The 16123-nt window shown below is 46.1% G+C and carries 9 protein-coding genes; 2 read left to right on the forward strand and 7 right to left on the reverse strand.

From position 1 onward, the window contains the following. Positions 1–54 precede the first annotated feature (54 nt). Positions 55–438, forward strand: a complete 384-nt coding sequence (locus tag L6H70_RS04315; RefSeq protein WP_236330102.1) for a DUF302 domain-containing protein — start codon at positions 55–57, stop codon at positions 436–438. A 93-nt stretch (positions 439–531) separates the two neighbouring features. On the opposite strand, the gene L6H70_RS04320 is transcribed toward L6H70_RS04315, so the two are convergent. Together L6H70_RS04320 and L6H70_RS04325 are read right to left on the reverse strand one after the other, a co-directional pair. Then, positions 532–828, reverse strand: coding sequence for an ArsR/SmtB family transcription factor (locus L6H70_RS04320; protein ID WP_236330104.1), 297 nt, complete (start codon positions 826–828; stop codon positions 532–534). A gap of 246 nt (positions 829–1074) precedes the next feature. Continuing rightward, on the reverse strand, positions 1075–1818 hold the full coding sequence (locus L6H70_RS04325; RefSeq protein WP_236330106.1) for a suppressor of fused domain protein: 744 nt from the start codon (positions 1816–1818) through the stop codon (positions 1075–1077). Positions 1819–2642: 824 nt separating this feature from the next. Here L6H70_RS04325 and L6H70_RS04330 point away from each other — a divergent pair. Next, a complete protein-coding gene (locus L6H70_RS04330; protein WP_236330108.1) occupies positions 2643–4880 on the forward strand; it encodes a penicillin-binding transpeptidase domain-containing protein in 2238 nt (745 codons plus the stop codon). Positions 4881–5455: 575 nt separating this feature from the next. Here the strand turns inward: L6H70_RS04330 and L6H70_RS28880 are convergent. From L6H70_RS28880 to L6H70_RS04350, 5 genes are all read right to left on the reverse strand, one after another. Beyond that, on the reverse strand, positions 5456–5626 hold the full coding sequence (locus L6H70_RS28880) for a YdeI/OmpD-associated family protein (RefSeq protein ID WP_423802768.1): 171 nt from the start codon (positions 5624–5626) through the stop codon (positions 5456–5458). A 357-nt stretch (positions 5627–5983) separates the two neighbouring features. Then, the gene (locus L6H70_RS04335; RefSeq protein ID WP_236330110.1) at positions 5984–7267 is read right to left on the reverse strand and encodes an erythromycin esterase family protein; all 1284 of its coding nucleotides are present in this window, start codon (positions 7265–7267) and stop codon (positions 5984–5986) included. 169 nt (positions 7268–7436) lie between these two features. Beyond that, positions 7437–8219, reverse strand: a complete 783-nt coding sequence (murI, locus tag L6H70_RS04340; protein ID WP_236330112.1) for a glutamate racemase — start codon at positions 8217–8219, stop codon at positions 7437–7439. A 147-nt stretch (positions 8220–8366) separates the two neighbouring features. Further along, the gene (locus L6H70_RS04345; RefSeq protein WP_236330114.1) at positions 8367–11858 is read right to left on the reverse strand and encodes an alpha-amylase family glycosyl hydrolase; all 3492 of its coding nucleotides are present in this window, start codon (positions 11856–11858) and stop codon (positions 8367–8369) included. Positions 11859–12328: 470 nt separating this feature from the next. Beyond that, the gene (locus L6H70_RS04350; protein ID WP_236330116.1) at positions 12329–15796 is read right to left on the reverse strand and encodes a discoidin domain-containing protein; all 3468 of its coding nucleotides are present in this window, start codon (positions 15794–15796) and stop codon (positions 12329–12331) included. Between the last annotated feature and the right edge of the window lie 327 nt (positions 15797–16123).

A 16123-nucleotide genomic window follows, 5' to 3' on the forward strand; every position in this document is an offset into this window, starting at 1 on the left:
AGGACCTCACTATGTTCTGATCTCATAAGAATGATAAGAGGAGGATGAAGTATCATGTTCCATTATACTGTTGAAACAACCAAATCACCTGAACAAGCGATCTTAGCTCTTACAGAAAACCTGAAGGCAGAGAAGTTTGGCGTTCTTTGGCAGATGGATATGAAGGAGAAACTTCACGAAAAAGGCGTCGATCTTGAGATGACCTATTATATCATGGAGGTTTGTAATCCGGTCGAAGCGAAGCGCGTGTTGTCCGAAAATGCTCTCGTTGGTTATTTTCTTCCTTGTAAGGTAGTGGTGTATGAAGAAAACGGAACTACCAAGATCGGATTGCCGAAACCAACAAGTCTCATTGGCCTTGTAGAAAATGACAAGTTAATTTCCATCGCGTCCGATATCGAGAAGCGCCTTATCGCATGTGTGGATAAAAGTCAGTAATGTTCATATTAACTACTGCCTAGTACCAGTTGGTACTGGGCTTGTTTTTTATTAGCTTAATGGAAATGAGAGGTGAGTGGTGATGAGTAATCTTTAATCAATCACTTCCAAAAACTGTATTTGCGGAAATAAAACTTTAATCAGCTCGACAGCCTGCGGATCCTTGATTTGGTAGATAACTTTTAATCCTTTTCTGGACCCCTCAATGATGCCGGCACTACGCAGCTTCTGTAAGTGCATTGACAAGGTGGATTGAGGAAGCTCCAAGCAGTTTTGCATTTCGGTCACATTACAGCTTTTTTTCTCTATCAACCCTTGAATAATACAAAGGCGAACAGGGTGCGCGATGATTTTAAGCCATTCCGCTTTTCTAATATAGTGTTCTTCCATAAAGTTCACTTCCTTATTGGTTTAGTCTTACATTATAACATCATGATATTGAGATATAAATACTACCTAATGATAGCAATATCATCGCGTGGCTCAAAATTGAGGAGGCGCCAGAACCGTTTTATTGGTTACGTAGAGTATAATCATAGTATATAACTCCATACTAATAAAAGGCTGAACCCAAAGTCATAACCATGACTTAGGCTCAGCCTTTTAAAGCTGTGTCAAACCCGTTAAACCGGGCAGTTATTTACAAGCATTGAGTCTATTCGGATTCAGAACGAGAAAATCACCGGGCAGCTCGGACAGCTTGGCAATCAGTTCATCCATACCGGACTCCAGTTTGAATTCCATTTCCTCCCGGTAAAGCGGAACCAAGAAATAAACCTGAATCTGATTTCCATCATTCGTATGGACTGTGCTGACCTCTTCCGGCAGAGCAAACAGGACCACACCAGACAGCTCAGTGTTTGGCGCATATGGCTCGTAATCCTCCGTATTGGGAATGGTATGCCCGTATCCAAGCCACGTTTGATACATATGCGGGAACCGGGCAAGCATCTTCATCAGCCGGATAGGCCAGTAGTTCTCTTCCGCTTCAAAATCCTCTTGTGTAAGCGGCCAGTCCGCCGGCAAAAATATCATCAGCTCCGCCCGTTCAAGATGCTTGTACTCTTCACGGATCTCCTGGGGGAGGGTCATAGGCAGATCGCTCATCCCATTGGTGTATAGCACTCGGTATGGCTCGTCAGGTGTAGCTTCCATAATGTTCACATCAATATGTACGATGTCTGAAATCAGTTCATGAAACACGCCGGTTTCCCGGTTTGGAAAGACTTTATTAAAATGTTCGTTTAATTCTTCCATGTACAAAATTTCGGAGGGAGGCGTAAGCTGTCGCTCATCTGGAGCGTCATAGCCGTAAATTGTGGTGCCGTCTTCCGATTTGCCCATTTCTTTGCCGCCAAACAGTTTTTTGAAAAAGTTCATGTCTTTGCGCTCCTCTGTACGGGTTTTGAATTTACGAGCGAAATATAGAAAGCTGCGATAACTTCCTGATTCTAGGAGGTTCGAACCCCCTCTTGGAAGTATAACAAAAGGCATCGCCCCGGAGCGATGGGTCTATCGATTCGAATTGCCCGGGATATCCATGCAAAAATGGGACATCTGGGCTTGAGCAGGAGGCCGTAAATCTCGATTGCGTCCGAACAGGGGGTCTGTTGGATTAATACGGATCTTACTCTATGTACCTATTTAGTACATTAGGATACTCTCTTGATGTTGACGTAAGTGCTAGACAGTTCAAAATATATAAGAGTATTAACAAACCCGTCAGGCTTACGTTTGTAAAATCACAGGATTAGAATATCTACTTATAAATGGAATAAAATGGTTGATCTTACCTTATCATGCATTGTACAATTTGTAATGAGACTGATGATCATTATGGCAATCTTTAATCTAACTAATAAAAACTGGCCCTACCTATATTTACAACATTGAGCTCTACTGGGAAGTATGGGGAGATAGCATTTCTGTGCCAAGCTAACGCTCATCTTTAAAGACTAGACAAAGACAAGAGAGATCGTAGTGTGTAATGCAGGGTTTAAGAGACGGAGTCTGGAGATCTGCTAAAAAGCGAGGCCTATGCCGATCGTCCTGCTTTCTTGCACTGATGTTAAGTCTATATACTTAGACATAAAAGCGCAGTCGATCATTCAAGGCATTGCTGAGATTAAGCAGATTGAACGTGGATAGGGACAATTAACGAGCTAATTTACATAAATCTAAATATATACTTGTGAGGTATGCGTATGGTAAAGAGAATAAAACTTCGCACGCTGTTTATAGGAGGGTGTATTACCCTCTTTTTTCTTGTTTTGCTCGGCAGAGTATTCTGGATTCAGGTGCTGGAAAGGGATTTCTGGCAATCCATGGCCATAGAGCAAAGGGCCCATACTTCGGTGATTAAAGCGGTGCGTGGCATGATCGAGGACCGCAACGGCAAGGTGCTCGCTAGCGATATACCAGCCTACACAGTAGTGGTTAATCCAGAAGCGATTGCCGCGCTCGGCATAGGGGATGAAGTTATTATCGGCCTGCATGAGCTGCTCGGCAAACCGGAGGATGAGCTTAAGGTAATCGTGGAAGCTAAGGATAAAAACGGAAAGTATCTGAAGAACCGGGAGATACGCAATGAAGGCTGGAAGTTAGACCAGGAGATGCGCGACAAGGTCAATGAGTTCATAGAGAAACTGAAGGATGAACATGACACTCTTGAGACGGGCATCGGCCTGATCAGAGAGCAGAAACGCTACTATCCTCAACAAACTCTGGCTGCACATATTTTGGGTTATACGGACCGCGACGGTAATGCGGTGATGGGACTCGAGAAGTATTTTGACAATCAGCTTAAGGGTGAAAATGGTGAGCTAATCTACCAGAGTGACGGCAAAGGCATCAAGCTACCCGACTCAAAGGATACATATCAGCCGGTTGTTAATGGAAGTGATTTCAAGCTTACAATTGATAGCACAATCCAGTATTATATCGAACAGGCAATGCAGAAGGCATATGAAGTATACAAGCCCAAGAGTATTACGGTAATCGCTGCTGACCCGAGCACCATGGAAATATTGGGGCTGGCGAATATGCCTACCTTTAACCCGAATGAGTTCTGGAACTATGCCTCTGAACCTGGAGTATTCTTCAACCATGCGATCAAAACGAGATTTGAGCCAGGCTCCACGTTCAAGATAGTAACGCTTGCCGGAGCGGTGCAGGAGAAACTATTCGATCCAGACGCAACCTTTATGTCTGGTTCTATCCGCATTAAGGGGTACGGCAAGCTGTTGTATGATCAAAAGAGAAGCGGGTATGGCGAAATTTCCTATCTTGAAGGCGTGAAGCGTTCAAGTAACGTGGCATTCATCAAACTCGGTTATGAGATGCTCGGTACGGAAAGGCTATTGCAATACGTAAATGCCTTCGGATTTAACGAACCTACCGGTATTGACCTGCCGGGCGAAATCAGTGGACTCGTTAATCCGACACCGAATAATGCTTCAGAGAACGCGACAATCGCATACGGGCACGGTAAAGTACAGGTGACTCCTATTCAGCAGCTAACCGCTATGGCGGCTATCGCTAATGGCGGTAAGTTGATGGTACCACATGTCGTCAAGGAAATTACTGACCCGAATAATGGAAAGATAACTACGACCCAGCCAGAAGTGTTACGTCAGGTCATTTCTGAAGAGAGCGCTCGGGAAACTGGAAGTTATCTGGAGCAGGTAGTTGCGGATCAGGTCGTTGGTACTGGACGCCATGCTTATATTGAAGGCTACAGAGTAGCGGGCAAGACCGGAACGGCGATTAAACCTGATGGTAAGGGTGGATATGATCGTGACAAGGTACACGCGTCCTTTCTAGGATATGCACCCGCTAATAATCCGAAGATTGTGATCTATGTCGGCATTGACGAGCCTGCTGATGCTGCTGGCGGTGGTGCTGCGGCGGGACCGGTGTTTAAAGATATCGTATCCAAGGTATTGCCATATTTGGGTGTGCCAAAAGTTACAACGAGCGATGGAGGCAGTACTTCCGTATCCGTCAAGAATGCACCCTCCACACAGCACTCCGCACCAGATCTAGTCGAAAAATCGGTACAGGCGGCTAAGAAATTGCTCATTGATCAGGGCATTGACTTTAAAACGATCGGAGGCGGAAACAACGTGGTCAGCCAGTATCCGGGGGCGGGCACCCTGCTTGCTTCGGGACAACGGATCTATTTGTTAAGTCAGCAGATTAACCAGGCATCTATTCCTGACCTACGGGGACAATCACTACGTGATGCTCTGGAGGTGCTCAATCTGCTAAAGGTCAAGATTTCCGTCGAAGGCGAAGGGTATATCATTGAGCAGACGGAATCAACCCAGAATGGAAAACGGCTAGTACATCTGAAGCTTAAACCGCGCAATGCATACGGCGAAGATATTCCAGAATCTATGGCGAAAGAGGAAGTTGTGGATGCAAGGGATAATGGAGGTTAGCCGTCTGCTTTGCTAGTTAATGAAGTGAGCGAATGTCTGAAGAATTATGCTCTAAGCATCTTTAAATGAATAGACCTCAAAGTAAGTGTGTTGACGTATAAAGCAGTATGTAGCCTGCTTAAATTATTTTGCTAACATGCTGCATACAAATTCTTGAACATAGAGAGCAGGAATTGCCGAATAAGCAAATATAAAAGACGAATCGGGGGAAATTTTTCATTTCACAGCCAATGGGTTTAAATGAAGTTGATGAAAGCTGGCTTGAATATGGGTCAAATCCATCAATTGATTGCTAATGTCACATCTGAGATGCCAATGGTTTATGCACGAATGATTCAGAAAAATGGATAAGTAAGAAACCTAGAGTTGATCTTGTTGAAGATCAGCTTTTTTTAATCCTAAGAGGGAATAGATACATATTCTTGTCCTTTAACGATATATGTTCTTGACCTCAAATAAACCCAAATATAAGGGTGGATTTCGATCTATAGACATATGTACAAAATACGGGTTTTGTGAAGAAGTTGTCAGGAATGATATTGTACAGTCTGATTCACACTGATTTTCATTAGAATTTATTGTTCTTTAAGTTTTTTAATTATAGCTATTATTCGGTTGTTTTTTGTTTCTTCCTTTTTAGCAATTTCAATATAATTGATCTGCTCTCGTTTAATGTAATCAGGCTGACTTAGAAATGTATCCAGCATGTGATGATCTTCAAGGTTTGTTATAAGGTAATCTGGCAAAACAATATTTCGGTTATTCTCAGATTGTTTAAGACTTACATGGAGTTTGTCTCCGAGCTCTTTATGTACAGCTCTCCGGATAAATTCATTATATACAAAGTAATGTCCATTTTAAAATAAGCAACTTTCCATTTCATTTTACCTTCCAGCATCTTGATCTCACTATCAAATTCATAGACCATACTGAATATCACCCCTTAGAATAAGAAAGTTATTTTCTATATTACGCTAGAACTTTTCACCTTCTTCACTCCATTAACAAAATATGGAATATAGTGACTGTATTCTAGCTCTATATGAAAAAAACCTTCTCATTCTGGATAGAGCCTTTGGCAATCCTGTTTCTAAGATTGAGAATCAACGGCTGCCCCGTTCAACTCCACCTGATAGTTCTAATGTTAAGGGGCTCAATGCCTTGGTGTGATTCAGGTAGATGAAAGCGTCATAACGCTTTGAGATCACTGTCGGCACATAGTTACCTCTTTCCCGTTCAGGATGATACACCACACCGATAGCACGATGCCCTACCATCATTTCATCAAGCGCATGATTCCCCGCGTCCATTAATAGCAGCTGATCCTGAGCTCCGTTTCTGTGCAGAAGTTCTTCCCAGCTGTTCTTGATTGCGGGTGGCACCTTCATTTCTTCCATGGTAGCCCCCCAGCTTTTGCCGGCAATGACAGTACCCTCATAAGTTCCAAAACCGATAGCGTACACTTGGCTGCCATGTTGTTCCCGCAGGAGCTGTCCAACATTAACCATTCCTTCACTCGCCATATCCGTTGCCCGGGCATCTCCGATATGTGTATTGTGCTCCCAGACCAGCACCCGTGCATGCTCCCCGTGAAAATCCATCAGCTTCTCCAGTGCCGACACCATGTGCCGGTCACGGATATTCCAGGAATCCGAGTCGTGGCGGATCATTGTCCGATAATACGATTCTGCGCCTTTTACAGCCATTGCATTTAATTCAGCACTGAGCGCATTCTCCTGATCATCGGGATGAGCTTCCTTCCATTTATCCTGAAGCCTGCCCAGCAGGGTAATGACTTCATCCTCACAGCCCTCTCCATACAAGGAAGCAGAAATCCCGTAGGATTGCTCATCTCTGCTAAAAGGTTCAAAGCACTCAAAAGCCTTCCGGGCTGCTTCAAGATCTGCCTGGTCCTGTGTTGCTAGATATTTCAGAATTTCATCCATGGACTCCCACAGGCTGTATACATCAATCCCGTAAAAACCGACTTTTTCCTTATCAGGTTTATCCTTATTGAAATCACGAAGCCACTCGGCAAGCTCCTGAATCTCCTTGTTAGCCCACATCCAGGTTGGCCAGCGGTTAAAGTCATTCAGTGCTGCTCTCGCATCAGCTGCGGCATCCGGATAACCCTTGATATAACGGTTTAAGGTGTAACAGGAAGGCCAATCCCCTTCTACTGCAATGAACCGGAATCCGTGCTCTGCAATCAGGCGTTTTGACAGCTCTGCGCGGACGGAATAGAACTCCGAGGTTCCATGCGAAGCTTCACCTAATAGCACATATTGAGCTTTTTCCGCATGCTTTATCAGCTTATCCATCGATTCTTTAGTTCCAAAGGGCGTAGCCAGCTGGCGTATAGATTCCATAATTAATGATTCACTCATCCTTCATTTTTCCTCCATGATTTCATATTTGTTCAAAGTTTGCGCGTTTTGGAGTGAAAACATGCGGATGAAGGATTATTGAGCTTTGTAATCTGCAAACAAAAAAACAGATACATTGTCCATACAATAGGAATGTATCCGTTTTTATCAGCCGCCAGAAGGCGGAATTTTAAGTAGACAATTCGTCCAGCATCCCCAACAGCTTCTGGTATTGGTCTATGGTGTAATCATCTTCTACTCTATAACCGGAATTATAAAAAATAATATCTCCTGTGCCATGATCCAGCTGATGGCTCGCTTCAAGGATCCGTTTCAGGTTCTTCGCGGTTCCAACGCTGCCTGAAATAAAATCGGTGTCGTCAGGAAACAGCTTTTTCAGCTCATTAGTGAAGTATGGAAAATGCGTACAGCCTAATACAACAGTCCCGTACTGGCATAAATCAAACCTTGATAATTCTTCTTTCAGATAGCCGATAACCTGCTCTTCATTAAACTCATACTTCTCAGCAAACTCTACTAGCCCCGGAAGTGCCAGACAGTCGACGATATCCTGATGATTCAGACGCTTCACCAGATTATTGAATTTTTCCTCTTTCAGCGTAAGGTTCGTTGCCAGCACCAGCACTTTTTTTCGGTTAACCTCCCACTTTTGCACAGCGGGTTTGACGGCAGGTTCTATACCCAGAATCGGAAAATCATACTTTTCACGGAGTTCATCTATCGCAATACTGGTCGCAGTATTACAAGCAATTACCAGAGCCTTTACACCCTGCGCAGCAATAAAATCAACGGCATTAATGATATAGTCTTTGACTTCTTCCTTGGGTTTCTCCCCGTAAGGCAGGTGCACGGTATCTGCATAAAAGATGTAATCCTCATTAGGCAGAAGCCGTAACGCTTGATGAAGTACAGTAATTCCACCGATTCCGGAATCAAAAAATCCTATCCGCATCATTTCACTCTTCTCTGTATGTTGTGTGTTCTATTTTAACATGTTGCTATTCTCTGTACCATTTTCAGCGCCTAAATAAGTCAAAGCAGCAAATACCCTGATAGGCAGAGTGATTGCTGCTTTGCTGTCTCTTTTATAGTATTAACCTTATTTCAAATACGTTCCTGTCTCACCTATTCCACCGCTGCCATTTAGAACATATACCCGTGCATTCCCTTTACCGGAGCAGGTCAATGTTATTGTGCCGTTTGTAACCGTCTTGCTGTCACCTGTCACTGCGTCCACATAGGTTCCGTTCGGAATACCGCTAAATGTGGCATTGCCCGAGATCGTAACAAGCGCAAAGCTGTCTATGCCTTTGGAGGTATCTGTATATCTTCTTTTAAAAGCTAATTCACCGCTTACGTTCTCTGTGGAATATTGGCCTTTTTGCAGCGCCGGCACGGCTCTACGGATCAGATTCAGCTGCCGGATGTGCTTGGCCAGCGGATAATTGAGTGATTCAGCAAGCGTACCGGTTGCGTTCGTATATTTGCCGAAATCCTGTACTGTTACACTGCCTTCAATGTGGTCGCCATAGTATGCACGTCCGGTTGTGCTGAGCGGCGCATTTGGGCCCGGATCGATAACTTTGCCTTTCTGGAATTCGATTTCGGATCCATAAAATATGGCCGGGATGCCCCTGAAGGTGAACATCAGCGCCAGATTCTCGGCCCAAGTGTCCTGCGTGCCGGCGAATCTTTGATTCTCCGGTGCCTGATCAGGTGCATAGTCATGGGAGTCCACATAGGTCACATTCCAGGTAGCATCGTTATAGTACTGATCACCGCTACGCATGCTGAAGGCTTCCTGCGCAGATTTGAATGCCCAGTGCATCGGGAAATCGATGACATCCATGCCTGATTTCATTGAATAATCCGGAGCGTGATACGAATTACCGATAAGAAAAGCATTGTTCGAGGTCGGCTGCCCTGTGGTTGTTGAATTGTCCGCCCATTCCTGTTCGACAGACAGCTTGTTGGAAGCGTAATCATTTTGACCGTCGCCAGGGTACGATTTCGCAGACTTCCAGGTATAGAATGGCGTTGAAATCGCCGGAATACCGCTGTTCCAGACATCTCTATACCGGGTTGCCACTTCACCGAAGATGAAGAAGTTGGAACCGCCTCTGGCTTTCCAGGCAGGTACGAAATACTTATTGAAAATATAACGGCTTACATGCTTCACGGTATCCACGCGGAAGGCATCTACACCCATATCGATATACTGGTTATAGCTGTTAATCAGATACTGATTCACTACAGGGTTCTCGGTGTTGAGATCCACACAGTCACCGGCAATCTGCCCGGTCTGTACCGTATAGGATTCCCAGGATAAGCTCTTCTCCGTGTGATAGATATTATTGTTGGTTTCTGCAGTCTTCATAAGGGCAAGTCTCGCCTGATACTGCTGGTCGGGTGTCATGGTATCGTAGTTGGCCGGAAGCTTATCCGTAATTTTGAGCAGGTTAGCGATCGTGTCTGCCTTGGTGGCATCCTTCTTGAACATCGGGAACAGATTCTCTTCCCCGAAGTTACCGGTATGATTGACGACAATGTCCTGGATGACCTTGATTCCCCTGGCATGGGCGGCATTGATCAGATCCTGGTAGGATGCTCCGGCTGACTCATACCTTGGATCGACTTTGGCAAAATTGATCGCATGGTAGCCATGATAATCATAACCGCTGGCATTCTGTACGACAGGAGTAATCCAGATGGCGCTGAAGCCGAGCGCTTTGATGTAATCGAGCTTTTGAATCAGTCCTTTGAAATCCCCTCTCCAAGCCGGATCCGAATCAGGATTTCCTGCTTTGGCGTCATCCCAGGCATGAACGTTATTGCTGGTATCGCCATCGTAGAAGCGGGAAGTAATCACGAAGTAAATGGAATCCTCCCGGAAGTCCCCTTTATTGCCGATACTGTACACAAAGCTTTGGGTGGTACGGTTACCGGCTGCGTCGATGACAAGGAACTTTAAGGTCGTGGTCTTGGAGATCAGAATTGATGGTCCAGCCAAACCGACCAGTGCATTCCCGGAAATATATACTTTAGAGCCCGTAGTCGGTTCTGTACCATCATCAGTATAATATGCTGTAGTTGTTGCTGCTTTGTTATCTTTGATATTGAAAGAGACGGTTACTGCGGTGGTGGATTGGCCAACCGGTAAATTCGCTGTAAGGGTTGGAGCCTGCAGGTCGGCATTCAGATCAATTACATAGGCAAAAGACGCCACACTGCCTGCCTGGCCGCTGGTATTGACTCCAAAAGCCTTGATGGTTAAGGAGGAGGACACCTGTATAGGCGAGGTGTACAAAGCCGACGCAGTGGTCGGTGTAGAACCGTTGGTTGTGTAATATATTTTATCGCCGCTATTGCTGCTCGAAAGTGCAACCGTTTGTGTAGAATCGTATGTTTTTGGAGCAGGCGAGACTGTGATTACCGGGATCTTCGGCACTTCCGGATTGGCGTCATACCAGACATTATCTGTGTAATACCAGCTCTCCTTAATAGTTCGTGCCAAGTCGGCTGTCTGTTTGCCATTGCTGTCGTTGAAGATTAGGCTTGTGCCTGCTGCACCGGAAATCGTATAACTGTACCAGTCATTTCCGTCTGAATTCATGAGAATTCCCGGCCATGCCCCACTGACCGGCACCGTCGCCGGATTCAAATTCCAGTAATGAATGCGGACCGCTGAATTCCATGTTGAAGGCTTTTTAAAATGAACCGTGATGCCGGTCGCCGTGGATGTTGGCGTCGGTGAGACGGTAGCTGTCGGTGTAGGTGTTGGAGTGACAGTTGGTGAGGCTGTTGGAGTTACGGTAGGTGTAGGAGATGCTGTTGATGTTGGAGTTGATGTTGGTGTTGGTGTTGGAGAAGTCCCAGGCAGAACATTCACATAATCAATATTAATATTTCCGCTGTCGGCTGCATCGTACTTATAGGTAATCGTATTATTGCCTGCCAGCAAGGTAAGCAGTTCCGTTTGATCGGACCAGGTATCCCAATTGGCCAGATTAGCCAAGGTGGTTTGTTTTACCTTAGTGCCGTTAACATAAACAGATAAAGTCTTGGCACTGCCGGAAGCGTTAGCGTAGTGCAGGGTTGCATTATACGCACCTGCAGCTGAGGCCTGCACAGTGAAGGTTGTAGACGCTCCGCTAGCTGTGTATCCGTCCACAAAGCCGGTTCCGGAATAGCCGGTATGATTAGTATTTACTTTGGCGCCGCCTGACAGGACTGCACTTTCCGCTTCGTACTTCCCGGCGGCAGGGATAATGACGGACCAGTTCTTCCCGTTGTTATTGTCCCAGCTGTCTGTCGGAGCAGTAATATGATAGCAATACGTTAATGTTACACCTTCAGAAACAGTGATGTTGGCCGTGAATGTTGTCCCGTTCTTGGTCATGACTGTATCCGTAAGCGTCGTCCAGTTGTTGGTAGTCCAATGCAAAGTTACAGCAGTCGCTGTGGTGTTCGTGTATGTGACTGTATAATTAGTATTACTGGCAGAAGCTCCTCCGGCTGTCCCGAACAAGCCGAAGCACAGTGCAACAATAATCAGCCAAGAAAGAAACCGCCTCGTTTTATTTCTCACCAAATAAACTACCTCCTCATCGAATGTGAATCGATTTTAGAATGCGCAAACGTTTGCAAAAATGAGAATAAAAGAACACCTTACGCATTGACGTTGTAGCATAACCACCCCCAGGGTCCGACGAAAAGATTCATTGTATGCGCTTGCAAAACAAGATTTACATAAGGTGAAAACACGCTTCCCCTTATCCAATGAATTTTTCTTGATTCTGATTATAGTCTCCCGCTTATTCCCGGTCAATGGATCTTTTGAGCTATAATCACAATTTTTTTCTGGCTAATACTCTCTTATTCTAATGATTAGGTATGCAGAAACCGGTTTCCTCTATTTTCAGAAAAGCCTTGAAAGATAGTACGTTTCTGCAGGAGAAGCAGTCTGGTTTATAGCATTGTAAAGATATAACTCTGGTAATTTAAACAAAAGGAGGAGTTCTGATGAACCCCTCCTCTCCCCCTGCTTAATGCCCAATCATATCAATTGTTGATCGTAAGATTAAACCCTGACTGAATGTAATTCAGGCCCGGATAAGCAACGTTGCTGGTGATGAGATTATTAAAGGTCGCTGATCCATTTCCAGTGTAGGTGTAGATGGCGGCACCTTTATGCGGCCCGGAGAATCGAGATGTGGTGATACCGTCAAGTCCTGTACCATTAATATTAATGTTGTTAAATACAATATTTTCAAAACCGCCTCCGTATCCGAACTGAATTGCATCACGCTGGGTATTGATGATATCAATATTGGTGAAGGTTACATTTTTGATTGCATCATTGGAAGCTTCCAGGTCTATCGCACCGCGTTCACCGCCGTACAGGTCCTTGCTGGTGCCGCTGTTTATAATCGTCGTATCCGAGAACACAACACCGGTATTATTCTGGAAATGGTAGCCCGGGAAGACCGTGTTCATCCGGATGCCGGAACCGCCTACTGTATCAATAATGTAGTTATGGTCTGCCTTGTGGCCGCTTCCGCCAAAGAAAGCTATGGCTGCTGCACGCCAGTTATTTTCAATCGTGTTATACGAAAAGGTGTTGTTTACCCCCGCCGGTGCACCGTTAGTGTTGCTGGTCCAAACCGCAAGCCCGTCATCTCCATTGTTCCGGATGCTGCTGTTGCGCACAACCGAGTTACTGGTACCCTGGGAGAAGTTGATGCCGTCGGCCAGATTATTACGGATACGGCTGTTCTCGACAACCAGCCCGCTGGCATAAATCGCAGGGGTATGCGCATAGTCCCCGACCCACATCCCGCATTCAAAATGCTCCACCCAGACATCATGGATAACCGAATTGGTCCCGAAATTGTCCATGAAGCCTTTATAGATTGCATTCTGTCCATAACGGGAACGTAAGTTCGAGTTCATGTAGACGTTGCTGAAATCCAGCTTGCCGGTAACCCGCAGCGAGATGCCTCCACCCGCCGCATTAGGATTTGTAAATTGAATATTGGTGTGCCATAACCCGGCTCCGGTAATTGTGATGTTATTGATTTTATTGCTGACCGAGCCGATTTCCCACATACTGCTTAAGTTGAAGGTGCCCTCCGGGATATAAAGACTTTTACCGGCTGCAACCGCTGCTGTAACGGCAGCTTTGAAGGCAGCCAGATCATCCTGTCCATCGTTCGCCACAGCACCGTGGTCAGTTACGGATACTGAATTTGCCGGACGGACAATAGCCGCAGGAACCGGTTCGATCTCCAGGAAATCCACTCCGTATTCGTTGCTGTCCCCGTTATTCTTCTGGATACGGATGGTATCGCCGGCTTTGAGCGCAGTATCCAGCTTGAAGTGTACTTCATCAAAACGGAACAGCGGACGTCCGGCACTAGGAGCATCACCCGGCATATCGCCCGAGAAATACTGCCAGCTGTAGTACGAAGTCAAAGATACAGTTTTGACCTTACTGCCGTTAACATAGACATCCAGCGAACCATTCAGGCCCATACCGTCCGCTGAATCTGGCATTGTGAATCGCATAGTAACCCCTGCCCCGCCCTGACCGGATCTTACTGTCCATTCGGCATATGATCCGTTTGACGGGAGCGCGATATACTTCTGCCCGGAAGCTTCCGAAGCGGTCAGTGACTGGTCGAAGGTGGGTGCCGTTTGGAGTGTTGCCGCTCCACCTCTTACGGCATCATCGGTATCATACCGGCTGTAAGGCACACTTGCTCCACGCAAAGCGTAGACCACCAGATTTGTGGTGTTCACATTATTGGTCTGTTTCGAGGCTACTTCGTTGGTATCTGCAGCTACGGTCGTAGTCACCGTGTAGTTCCCATTAACCGCTGTCCATGTTCCCGGGATAGCAACAGTAACCGATGCACCTGCTGCTATTGTACCGTTATAAGCGCCATTAAAAGTCTGCAGGGCTGCTCCCGCGGAATTTTTGAGGACTACAGTAATTGCATGAGCGCCGCCGGCAGAGGCAACAGTGCCCTGATTTTTGAGATTTACCGAAAAGCCAACGCTGTTATTGGCCACTGGGGTCGCAGGGCTCCAGGATGTTGTCCCCACCAGATCGGAGCTTGCTACCGGACTCACTACTAGCGCAGAGGCATTATTGTAGCTGTTGTTGGCATCGTTCTGCTCAATAACCGAATTGTTCTCATCCACCTTGGCACTGAACGTATAGCTGGCTGCGGCTTTAGTTCCGGCATTCAGTGATACCGTTGCAGAAGCCCCGGCAGCAAGGGTGCCTACGGATGCAGAGCCTGCGAGTTCACTGTTTAAGTAGAAATTAACAGAGCTCGCTGGAGAAGCTGCACTGCCGTTGTTTTTCACAACCGCACTCAGCGTAATTGCACTGGATTCATCCGGAGCTGACGGTGTCCAGGTCATCCCGGTAATCGTCAAGTCTGGATTGGGTGCCGGTGTGCCATAAACCTGGAATTCGGCAATTTGGCCGGCCGGTGCCCCACTGTTCGATGTAATGTTCAGCTGCAGGCGTTTCACTGTTGCCGTTACCGGAATAGTAACTGTATTGCCAGTAGCCGGATTAAAGGTATATACCTGTGCTGATACCAGATTACTAAAGGCTGTTGTTGCCTGGTTATGACCCAGCACTTGAATGGTTTGGGTACGCGTTCCCCATTCGGTTGCCGGATTCAGCTTCAGGACAATGGATGAAATATTCTGATTGGCCCCAAAATCAAGGAGTAACGTACTTGGGTTTCCGCTGCCCTCCCAGTAAGTGGCGGTGTTGTTGTCATTCGCATTCGTGGCGACATAGGTCTGGGTATACGAGGAAGCTGTAATAGTTGCGCCGATAGCGATGTTGCCGCCTGGTGAAGCTGTTGGAGATACCGAAGGTGTCGGTGTTGGCGTAACGGTTGCAGTCGGTGTCGGCGACGGAGCCGTTGTTGGAGTTGGAGTTACTGTTGGAGTTACTGTTGGAGTTGCTGTTGGCGCTGGTGTCGCCGCGGCAGTACCATAGATCTCAATTTCAGAGAACTGCGCCGCCGGCCAGCCTGTATTGGCTGTCACGTTCAGCCGGACATACCGCGTGCTTGCTGCGCTGAAATTAATGGTGACGGTGTTGCCTCCAACCGAAGGGTTAAACACGTAGGCTGTGCTGCCGACAATATTGGTGAAAGACGAGCCGTCTGTACTGCCTTGAACTGCCAGTGTTTGTGTCCGCGATTCCCAGGCGGCCGGCAGCTTTAATACGATCTGGTCGATGCTTGTATTCGCTCCCAGATCAACCTGAATCCACTGGGGAAACGCGCTGTTCGTACTCTCCCAGTAGGTGTTTTGATTACCGTCTTTCACATTATTCGGTTCATACGTCTGCGATTGGCCGCTTGCAGTGATCGTTTTGCCCAGTGTCAGATTCGGTCCGCCGGCTGCAAACACGTTTCCGAAGGTTCCGGCAGCGAGATACAAGCTTGAGATCAGCATAGCCGCTATTAGAGACCATACGACATACTTGTTGCGCATTATAATCCTCCTCAGCAATGTGTGGATAGTAATGGGTTAGAAGTAACTACCGATCCTCCTTTCCATGAAATACACACTCATTATAGAGACTGATCAGTCCCGGCTATAAGAGGCATTTCTACGAAAAAGATAGGTATTCCCATGTTCTTTGCAATAAAATCCCCACATCGTCTTTATGCAGAAGGATGACTGAGCAATCTATTGTTTCTTTTCCGGATATTTATCTAAATTTACATTTATCTCTTTAGATTAGCCTAATAATTTACGATATAAATAACGTAGATTTTAAACATCCAGAGATGAGAGAGAGTTGTTGTCGTGATGAGC

The sequence above is a fragment of the Paenibacillus auburnensis genome (assembly GCF_927798115.1).
GTDB classification, from domain to species: domain Bacteria; phylum Bacillota; class Bacilli; order Paenibacillales; family Paenibacillaceae; genus Paenibacillus_AQ; species Paenibacillus_AQ auburnensis.

Excerpts from the sequence above, each read along its gene's own strand:
- L6H70_RS04315 (WP_236330102.1), top strand. The coding sequence starts at position 55 with ATGTTCCATTATACTGTTGAAACAACCAAATCACCTGAACAAGCGATC.
- L6H70_RS04320 (WP_236330104.1), bottom strand. The coding sequence starts at position 828 with ATGGAAGAACACTATATTAGAAAAGCGGAATGGCTTAAAATCATCGCG.
- L6H70_RS04325 (WP_236330106.1), bottom strand. The coding sequence starts at position 1,818 with ATGAACTTTTTCAAAAAACTGTTTGGCGGCAAAGAAATGGGCAAATCG.
- L6H70_RS04330 (WP_236330108.1), top strand. The coding sequence starts at position 2,643 with ATGGTAAAGAGAATAAAACTTCGCACGCTGTTTATAGGAGGGTGTATT.
- L6H70_RS04335 (WP_236330110.1), bottom strand. The coding sequence starts at position 7,267 with ATGAGTGAATCATTAATTATGGAATCTATACGCCAGCTGGCTACGCCC.
- murI (WP_236330112.1), bottom strand. The coding sequence starts at position 8,219 with ATGCGGATAGGATTTTTTGATTCCGGAATCGGTGGAATTACTGTACTT.
- L6H70_RS04350 (WP_236330116.1), bottom strand. The coding sequence starts at position 15,796 with ATGCGCAACAAGTATGTCGTATGGTCTCTAATAGCGGCTATGCTGATC.